Genomic DNA, 9,266 nt, shown 5'->3' on the forward strand with positions numbered 1-9,266 from the left:
GGCCGAGACCGTGCCCCTGGTAGGTTTGCGAGCACACTTGCGTATCGACGAAGCGCTCGACCTGCAGCAGCGAAATGAGGCTTCGCTGGAAAGATGGTGGGCAAATTCTCCGGCAGCCAGGATTGTGCGAGAGGTTGACGCGTACGGCATGAGTCGACGCCCGCCCGAACAGCAGGTGCAGCCCAATCGCAGGTGGTCGCGATGGTGGAAATCGTAGGCGCGGATGGGGCCCGGTCACGCCGGCCCGTAGCCACCGCCTCCCGGAGTCTCCACAACCAGGACGTCGCCCGGCTCCAGTTGCGCGGAATCCGCACCGCGCAACCGCACGATCGTGCCGTCCGCACGCTCGATGCGATTGATGCCCAATGCCCCCGGCGCACCGCCGGCCATGCCGTACGGCGGGACCCGACGGTGACTCGATAGCGTCGAGACGGTCACCCGCTCGGTGAACCGGAGCCGCCGAACGGCACCGTCGCCGCCGTGCCAGCGCCCGATCCCCCCGCTACCGGTGCGTATCGCGAATTCCACCAGTAGCACCGGCAGACGCCACTCCAGTACCTCCGGGTCGGTGAGCCGGGAGTTGGTCATGTGAGTCTGCACCACCGATGTCCCGTCGAAGCCCTCGCCCGCGCCGGAACCGGAGCCGACGGTCTCGTAATACTGGCATCGGTCGTTTCCGAAGGTGACGTTGTTCATCGTGCCCGAGCCCTCGGCCTGCGCTTGCAGCGCGGCGTACAGCGCTCCGGTGATCGCCTGTGATGTCTCGACATTGCCCGCGACGACCGCGGCGGGCGGATGCGGAGCCAGCATGCAACCGGAGGGCACGATGATCCGCAACGGGCGCAAGCAGCCGTCATTGAGCGGAATCTCATCGGCGACCAGGGTCCGGAAGACATACAGCACCGCGGCGTTGGCCACCGCATAGGGTGCGTTGAAATTGCCCGCGAGCTGCGCCGAGGTGCCGGTGAAATCGATGCTGGCGCTTCGGTTGTCGCGATCCACGCGCACATGGACGCGGATGACGGCGCCCAGGTCGTTCTCGTAGCGGTATTCGCCGTCGTGGAGGGCGTCGATGACGCGGCGCACCGACTCCTCCGCGTTGTCCTGTACGTGCCGCATGTAGGCCTGCACCACATCGAGCCCGAAATGTTCGATCATCTTGCCGACCTCTTCGACCCCTTTGGCGTTGGCGGCGACCTGGGCGCGCAGATCGGCGAGGTTCGTGGCGGGGTTGCGAGACGGATACGGCGACTCGGTCAGCAACTGATAGGTCTCCGGTTCTCTGAACCGCTCGTTCTCGACGAGCAGCCAGTTGTCGAAGACGATGCCTTCCTCCTCGATGCGGCGGCTGTCCGCGGGCATGGAACCCGGTGCTATACCGCCTATTTCGGCATGATGCCCGCGGGAGGCGACGTAGAACAGCACGCGCGTGCCCGCGGTATCGAAGACCGGGGTGATGACCGTGATGTCGGGTAGATGAGTACCGCCGTGATAGGGATCGTTGACCGCGTAGGAGTCACCCGGCCGCATACTCGTCGTGCGCCGGATCACCTCCTTGACGCTCGTGCCCATCGATCCCAGATGCACGGGAATATGCGGCGCGTTGGCTACCAGATTGCCGTCGGGGTCGAACAGGGCACAGGAGAAATCAAGGCGCTCTTTGATATTCACGGATTGAGAGGTCGACTCCAGCCGAGCGCCCATCTGCTCGGCGATCGACATGAACAGATTGTTGAACACCTCCAGCAGCACCGGGTCGGCGGCGGTGCGCACTCGCATTCCGGTGGGCGCGACGACCCGTTGCATGATCAGATGTCCCGTCTCGTGCACCCTGGCCTGCCAGCCCTCGTCGACCACTACCGTTGCGTTGGCCTCGGTGATCAACGCGGGCCCGACAATGGTTTCGGCGGACGTCGATTCGTCTCGAAGGTAGAGCGGTATCGCACGCCAGGACCCGCCGGTGTGCAGGTGTACCGTCCGTGGCCCGGCGGTTTCGGATGTCGCGTGAACCAATCCGGAGAGGTCCGGCGCCTCGGTGACCCCGGTCGTCTCCACCGAGAGCGCCTCCACGACCAGGGGACGATCCAGGGTGAACGAGTATGTGGCGCGGTGGCGGGCCACGAAATCGGCTGCCATCCGATCGGGTCCGGTGAGTTCGACGTCGAGCGCGGTATCGGTACCGTCGTAGCGCACCTGGGCACGTCGAACGACCCGGATTCGATCCTGCGGGACATCTTCGGCCAGCAGTTCAGCGCGCGCGGCTGCCTCGAGCGCATCCGCGGTGGCCCGCACCCGTGCCATCGAATCCGGGTGCAGCGGCAACTCCACCGACTGTTCTCGCATCGCGGTCGTGTCCGCGAGACCGATACCCAGTGCCGAGAGCACGCCGGACAGGGGAGGGACGAGAATGGTCCGGATGCCCAGCGAATCGGCCACCGCGCACGCGAGCTGTCCGCCCGCGCCGCCGAAGGTCGTCAAGGCGTACCGGGTGACGTCGTGTCCCTTCTGCACCGAGATCCGTTTGACGGCGCCGGCGATGTTCGCGACCGCGATCTGGAGATATCCCTCGGCGACCTGCTCCGGAGTGCGCTTGTCTCCGGTCTTCGCGCGGATTTCAGCGGCCAGCTCGGCGAATCGGGTGCGAACCAGATCGGCGTTCACCTGCTCATCGCCGGTCGGGCCGAAAACCGCGGGGAAGCTGTCGGGTTGAATCCGGCCCAGCATCACGTTCGCGTCGGTGACCGTCAGCGGTCCGCCGCCGCGGTAGCACGCCGGTCCCGGCACGGCGCCCGCCGAATCGGGGCCGACCCGGTACCGGCTGCCGTCGAAATGCAGCACCGAGCCGCCCCCGGCGGCGACGGTGTGGATGTCGAGCATCGGCGCGCGTAACCGGACCCCGGCGAGCTGCGTTGTGAACACCCGCTCGAACTCGCCTGCGAAATGTGAGACGTCGGTGGACGTTCCGCCCATATCGAAACCGATGACCCGGTCGAAGCCTGCCAGCCGCGACATCCGTGCCATGCCGACGATGCCACCCGCCGGTCCGGACAGGATGGCGTCCTTGCCGCGGAATTGCCCCGCCGCGGCGAGTCCGCCGTTGGACTGCATGAACAGCAGCCGCACACCGGCGAGCTGATCGGAGACCTGCCGGATATAGCGGCGCAGCACCGGCGACAGATAGGCGTCCACCACGGTGGTGTCGCCGCGCGGCACCAGCTTCATCAGCGGACTCACTTCGCTGGACAACGAGACCTGGGTGAATCCGATCCGCTCGGCGAGCAAGCCGATCGCGCGCTCGTGATCGGGGTAACGGTACGAGTGCATACATACCACCGCGACGGCACGAATACCGCTGTCGTACACGACCTTCAGCTCATCGGCCGCGGTGCCGGAATCCAGCGGCGCCAGCACCGTGCCGTCGGCGGCGATCCGTTCGTCGACTTCGATCACCCGCTCGTACAACAGTTCCGGCAGGATGATCTCGCGAGCGAAGATCTGCGGGCGATTCTGATAGGCGATGCGCAGCGCGTCACGAAAGCCTTTGGTGATGACCAGCGCAGTGCGCTCGCCCTTACGCTCGAGCAGCCCGTTGGTGGCGACCGTGGTGCCCATGCGGACGGCATCGATCGGCGCGGATGCGACGCTGCCGATACCGGACCGGTTCAAGATCTCGCGGATACCCGCCACCGCGGGGTCGGAATAACGCGCCGGGTTCTCCGAGAGCAGTTTGTGGCTGACCAACGCGCCGTCGGGGCGTCGGGCCACCACGTCGGTGAATGTGCCGCCGCGATCGATCCAGAACTGCCACCCGACCTCTCGGCCGGACGAACGGGAGCTGGCCAACCATGCCTCCTCGGCTCCGCAACAGCCCGCAGCATGAACCCGGTCACATTCAACCGGCGTCCAGGATACCAATCAACGACACCCACGACCGGCATGCTCGCGGGCGAGAAGATGATCGCCGCGAGCGCTCAGCTGCGGGCCTGACGACGATCACCGAGCTTCCGCATCAGCGTGAGCGCCCCCATCCCGGCGGCGGGTGCGATATCGACACCGCGCACGAGCGCGCCGCGCCACCGTGGGACCACGCGGAAGATCTGCCGGCTGCCCATCAGCTTCATCGCCGCGCGCGCGACGACCTCCTCGTTCAGCGGCTTCGGCCCGGCGAACAGCAGCGCGGCACCGGGATCCTTGGCGCGTGCGGTCACCATCCGGGTGCCGACCACATCGGGGCACAGAGCGTGCGCGCGGATCGGCAACCCGGCATGATCGAGGTCGCCTTGTAGGGAGGTCGTATAGGACAGCACGGCCGCTTTCGTCGCGGCATACAACGCCAGCCCCGGGACGGGGCCGAGCGCCGACAGGGACGAAATGTTGAGAACGACCCCGCCCGCCCTTCCCATCTGCGTGACGGCGGCCGCGGAACCGGCCATGACACCGCGGACATTCACCTCGAGGATGGTCGTGATCTCCTCGTCCGGATGGGTCCACGCGTCGCCCGCGTACAGCACGCCCGCATTGTTCACCCAGGACGTCAGCGGGCCCAGAGCCGCCGCCTCCCCGGCGATCTCGCGGTGCGAGGCGATGTCGCGAACGTCCTGCTGAAGTCCGAGCGCACCCCGGCCGATCTCGGCGGCGGCGCGCTGCGCGGCGGCGCCATCGACATCGGTGAGGACAACCCGGTGGCCCGCGTCGGCGAGGCGGCGGGCAATGGCGAAACCGATACCGCGACCGGCACCGGTGACAACTGCTGTGGTGGTCATGGCCGGACGGTAGACCGCACAGGTTACGAACGGTAGTGCCCGAAGCGGCACAACGCCGGCACCATCCGCACCTGATTCCGCTGCTGAAGGTGATTACACGGCACCGGCCGAAGCCGCCGAGCAGGTCCTGGCGGAACTCGAATCCACGGCGGCGGGCTTCTGGCCAGTGGGGCGAGCGGGGCCGGATCTCGACGGGCGATTCGGCCGAAATCCGCAGCGATGGAAAGATGTCGACACATCACGGTCCATTGTTCAGCGCCGCGGTGTGCCGGTTTCTCAGGATGCGGCAGACGGTAGCTCTCGGGCGTCGGGTGGTCGAGCAGGGGCTCTGCCTGGTCGAGGTGCTCGGCGGAGGTGTTGCGGCTCAGGCGGCGCCTGGAGGCAGGAATGCCGGAAGCATGAATGTTTCGAGCAGCTGACGGTGGGATGGGTCGGTCGGGTCTTCGAAGTCCAAGCGGCCGACCAGGATCAGTTGCACGAGTGCGAGCCATTCGCAGGCTGCCTCGTTGGTTATGCCTTCACGGAGTTCGCCACGTTCGCGGGCGCGGTCGAAGATCGGCCCCCACATTTCCAGGGTCAGATCGCTGGCGAGTCGTGATGTTCCCACTACAGCGGCGGCCAGGTCCATGTGTTCGGGGCTGACGATCAGTCGAATGAGCGGGTCTTTCCGGCCGCGATCGACCAGGAATATGAGTCCGTCGACGATTTGGTCTCGGAAATGTTCACGCTCGAGAACAAATTTCGTTCCCTTGACGAAGAGCTTGCGGGCGCGCAGACGGATCAATTTGGGCCGATACCGAACCGAGCCGATCCGCGCTGATCGTCGACGACGAGACGCTCAGCTACCGGGAGCTCCAGGACTGGACGAGCCGAGTGGCTCGACGCATCGCCGAGTCCGGAATCGCGCCGGGGGAGCGGATCGGTGTGCTCGGGCCGAACTCGCTCACCTGGCCGGTGATCGCCCTGGGTGTGTTGAAGGCCGGTGCGGTCGTGGTGCCGCTGAATCCACGTCTCACCGCGGCCGAACTGCGCAAGGTGCTCGACGACTCCGGCGCCGTGCTCACGATCGCACCCGCGGAGTTCGCCGAACGGATCGAGCGGACTCGACAGCTGGGCGCGGATTTCCGGGCCATGTCCTTCGACGACTTCACCGACCTGCGGTCCGGCGGCCGGGACGATTTCCGTATCGACGTCGCACCGGATGAACCCGTCGCGCTGTTGTTCACCAGCGGATCGACCGGATTGTCCAAGGGCGTCATCTGCACCAACCGAACCCTGTTGAGCATCGTGTTCGAGGCGACCCTCACCGAAGAGGGATTTCGGCCCGGGTGTACCTCATTGTTGTTGCTGCCCTTGGTGTTCACCCCGGGGTTGGTCTGGGGCCTGCTGATGAGCGTTGTGCTCGGGAACACGCTGATCGTCGAAAAGGAATTCCGGCCCGGCCGAGCGGCCGGATTGATCGGCCGGTATGAGGTGAACGCGATGTTCGGGGTTCCGCTGATGTGGGAATCGATCGCCAGGAGCGAGGAATTCGCGGATGCCGAGATGTCGTCGCTGCGCACCGCGATCGTCGGCGGGGCCGCGGTCTCGCCCGCACTGCTGAGGGCGTGGGCGGACAAGGGCGTGGCGCTGCGTCAGATCTACGGCATGACCGAAGCGGGCGGCGTGGCCACCGCGACCACCCGGGCCGAAGCCCTCACCCATCCCGACAGTTGCGGAGCGGGTTCGATATTCACCGAACTGAAGGTTGTCCGGCCTGATGGCACCGAGGCCGGGCCTGGGGAGGACGGCGAGATCATCGTTCGCGGGCCGGGTGTCACACCCGGCTACTGGAACGACGCGGCTACCACGGCGCAGGCGTTGCGCGAGGGCTGGCTGCACAGCGGGGATCTGGGCAGGCGGGACGAGGAGGGCCGGGTCACCTTCGTCGATCGGATGAAGGACCTGATCATCACCGGTGGAATCAATATCTCCCCGGTGGAGATCGAGCGGGTCATCGCCGATCTGGACGGTGTCGAGGAGGTGGCGGTGATCGCCGCGACGGACGAACGGTTCGGTGAGACCCCCGCCGCGATCGTCACGGTGACCGGGGATGTGGACGCTGCGGCGATCGTCGCGCACTGCAATGAGGTCATCGCCGACTACAAGGTGCCTCGCTACGTGGTCATCCGCGACGAACCGCTGCCCCGGCTGCCCAGCGGCAAGCTGGCCAAGACCGCGATCCGCGCCGAATACCGTGATGTGGCAAACCGATTCGAGAAGGTGCGATGAGCCCGGAAGTTGGAATGACTACCAGCCCAGTGCTTCTCGAACGGGATGGCGGAATCGCGATCGTGCGGCTGCATCGTCCCGACCGGCTCAACGCCTTCACCGACGAGATGTGCGAACGCGTCATCGATGCGTTCGACGAGACCGATGCGGACGATTCGGTGCGCGCGGTGGTGGTCACCGGCACCGGCCGCGCCTTCTGCGCCGGAGCCGATCTCGCCGCGGGCGGCGAGACCTTCATACTGGCGGACGATCCGGATACCGGCGGTGCGCCCGCGGACCAGGGCGGTCGGGTGTCCCTGCGAATTCACCGATCCGACAAGCCGGTGATCGCCGCGATCAACGGTCCCGCGGCCGGCGTCGGCGTGACGATGACTCTGCCCGCGGACATCAGGATTGCCTCGGACACAGCGAAATTCGGCTTCGTCTTCACCCGTCGAGGCCTGGTTCCCGAAGCCTGTTCGACCTGGTTCCTGCCGCGTGTAGTGGGCATGTCCACCGCACTGGAATGGACGCTCGGCGGCCGCATGGTGGCCGCGGCAGAGGCGCTCGAACGCGGCCTGGTCCGCGAACTCGCCCCCGCCGATCGAGTCCTGGACCGCGCCATCGAACTGGCCAGGGAACTGGTCACCGGCACCGCACCGGTCTCGGTCGCCTTGACGCGCCGGTTGATGTGGCGCATGGCTGCCGCCGAGAGTCCGGAAATCGCGCACCGCGCCGAATCCGTCGCCATCTACCTGCGCGGCGTCTCGGACGATGTGCGCGAGGGCGTGGAATCGTTTCTGTCCAAACGTGTTCCGCAGTTCCCCGACCGCATCTCGGACGGCCTTCCCGACCTGTTCGGGACATAGGCCGACCCGGCCTGCGAATGCGTCTGTCTATCAGGAACATTGGCACGATCGGCCGTGCGGATCATCGGCGCAGTCGATACGCCGCAGTGCCGCTCCCGGAATGAACGACGTTCTGCGGCAGGTTCATGCCAGTCAACGCGTGTCCGCCGAGCGACGTGTGTCCGCCGACTCGACGACCTGGCGTCCCGAACAGTCGGGAGCCGGCGGCCGCCTCTCGCCGCGCATCCGTCTGCCGGAACCGGTGGTCATTCGGGCGCGGCGGTAGATTCAGTCGGCGATTCGGCGCGCCGCGCGACCCGGCAGGATCCCGGCCGCGACGAGTTCGTCATAGATCCGCTGCTGCTCATCGTCGAGATTCGAGTACAGCATGTCGTACGCGCGCTCTTCCTCGGCGAGCACCGCGACCGGATCCCAGTCGTCACCGATCGCCTCGAGGACAGCGCTGCGTCGCCGCGCCTCGTCCAGCGTGAGGTCGTAGGCAAAATTGTGGTCGGCCATCAGGCATCTCCAACCAGGTTCTATCCGAAATCGAATCGATAACGCTCCCCAATCACGACAACCTGGGCAATGATCCGCATCACGTTTCCCGGTTGCGCTTGGTCACATTCGGCGGCTGTGCGCGCGCCCACGGGATGAGCTCGGCCGGTTGTGGCAGTGGAAGAGGTCGGCCGGGCGGAGTGGTCGCTGAAACGGGGGCAAGGGCCGAATGGGGGGGTTCGAAAACTGCCGGACCTCTCTGCGCCTGATGGGCCGCCCGAAGATGTGGCGGGCACACGACCTGGCGTAGGGGATCGAGGATTCGAGTCACGGTGAGATCGGTAGACGGCGTCGCGGGCAATCCATAGTCGAAAAATAACAGTATCGACATATGCGCATCTAATTATTAAAGTCCTCTCCGCCGAAAACAACCCCAAAAAACATCAAAGACCGGCCGGTGCCTTCCGCGAGACTGGTCACGAAGCTGTGTCGGCCGCTGACCGCCCAGGCCTGCTGGTGCTATGGGCTGCGCCGGTCGATGGGCGCGACCGGAATCTGTTGGGACAACAGCCCTTCCGAATCACTGCGGTTAAGCTTCAAACACGAGCACTACTACCGACACACCTACGCCAAGAAAGCCGAACTCGTTGTCTCGGTTGACAAGTGGATGAACTTCTACCGCACTACCCGACGGCACTCCGCGATCGGGAACCAAATCCCCGACTCCCACGAGCGTTCACTTCGAACCACCGCCGCCTGAAATCTGTAAGCCCCTTGTCCACCATTCGGGGTGAACCTCAGCCTACGATCTGCGCGTGCTCCGGCGGGTGGCCAAATCATTGCGCGTTCCGCTGGCCACCCTGGTCACCGATTCAGACGACCAGGACGCTAGCCGCTTGCCGGCCTC

The 9,266-nt window shown here is 66.0% G+C and carries 7 protein-coding genes; 3 read left to right on the forward strand and 4 right to left on the reverse strand.

Features of this window, described 5'->3' with window-relative positions; translation table 11 throughout:
• Positions 1–234: 234 nt before the first annotated feature.
• The 3 genes from NV1_RS34985 to NV1_RS34995 form a co-directional block, all read right to left on the reverse strand.
• Entirely contained in the window at positions 235–3,843 is a 3,609-nt protein-coding gene (locus tag NV1_RS34985; RefSeq protein WP_067901610.1) for a hydantoinase B/oxoprolinase family protein, read from the reverse strand.
• A gap of 128 nt (positions 3,844–3,971) precedes the next feature.
• Positions 3,972–4,763 (reverse strand): SDR family NAD(P)-dependent oxidoreductase, encoded by a 792-nt coding sequence (locus NV1_RS34990; protein WP_067901613.1) that lies wholly within the window; start codon positions 4,761–4,763, stop codon positions 3,972–3,974.
• A gap of 364 nt (positions 4,764–5,127) precedes the next feature.
• A complete protein-coding gene (locus NV1_RS34995) occupies positions 5,128–5,547 on the reverse strand; it encodes a hypothetical protein (protein WP_174557521.1) in 420 nt (139 codons plus the stop codon).
• On the opposite strand from NV1_RS34995, the gene NV1_RS35000 reads away from it, so the two are divergent.
• Entirely contained in the window at positions 5,547–7,034 is a 1,488-nt protein-coding gene (locus NV1_RS35000; RefSeq protein WP_067901616.1) for a class I adenylate-forming enzyme family protein, read from the forward strand. The two genes, NV1_RS34995 and NV1_RS35000, sit on opposite strands and share 1 nt — an antisense overlap.
• Before the next feature lie 14 nt (positions 7,035–7,048).
• Positions 7,049–7,882, forward strand: a complete 834-nt coding sequence (locus NV1_RS35005) for an enoyl-CoA hydratase-related protein (RefSeq protein WP_157117563.1) — start codon at positions 7,049–7,051, stop codon at positions 7,880–7,882.
• Positions 7,883–8,149: 267 nt separating this feature from the next.
• Here the strand turns inward: NV1_RS35005 and NV1_RS35010 are convergent, their stop codons facing one another.
• Positions 8,150–8,380, reverse strand: coding sequence for a DUF6400 family protein (locus NV1_RS35010; RefSeq protein ID WP_157117564.1), 231 nt, complete (start codon positions 8,378–8,380; stop codon positions 8,150–8,152).
• Positions 8,381–8,816: 436 nt separating this feature from the next.
• On the opposite strand from NV1_RS35010, the gene NV1_RS47040 reads away from it, so the two are divergent.
• Positions 8,817–9,119, forward strand: a complete 303-nt coding sequence (locus NV1_RS47040; protein ID WP_067901623.1) for an integrase core domain-containing protein — start codon at positions 8,817–8,819, stop codon at positions 9,117–9,119.
• Positions 9,120–9,266: the final 147 nt, after the last annotated feature.

Origin of the sequence: Nocardia vaccinii NBRC 15922 (assembly GCF_001613305.1) — a bacterium.
In the GTDB taxonomy this organism is placed as follows: Bacteria; Actinomycetota; Actinomycetes; order Mycobacteriales; family Mycobacteriaceae; genus Nocardia; species Nocardia vaccinii.

Coding starts and splice junctions, on each gene's coding strand:
- NV1_RS35010 (WP_157117564.1), bottom strand. CDS start 8,380: ATGGCCGACCACAATTTTGCCTACGACCTCACGCTGGACGAGGCGCGG.
- NV1_RS35005 (WP_157117563.1), top strand. CDS start 7,049: ATGACTACCAGCCCAGTGCTTCTCGAACGGGATGGCGGAATCGCGATC.
- NV1_RS34990 (WP_067901613.1), bottom strand. CDS start 4,763: ATGACCACCACAGCAGTTGTCACCGGTGCCGGTCGCGGTATCGGTTTC.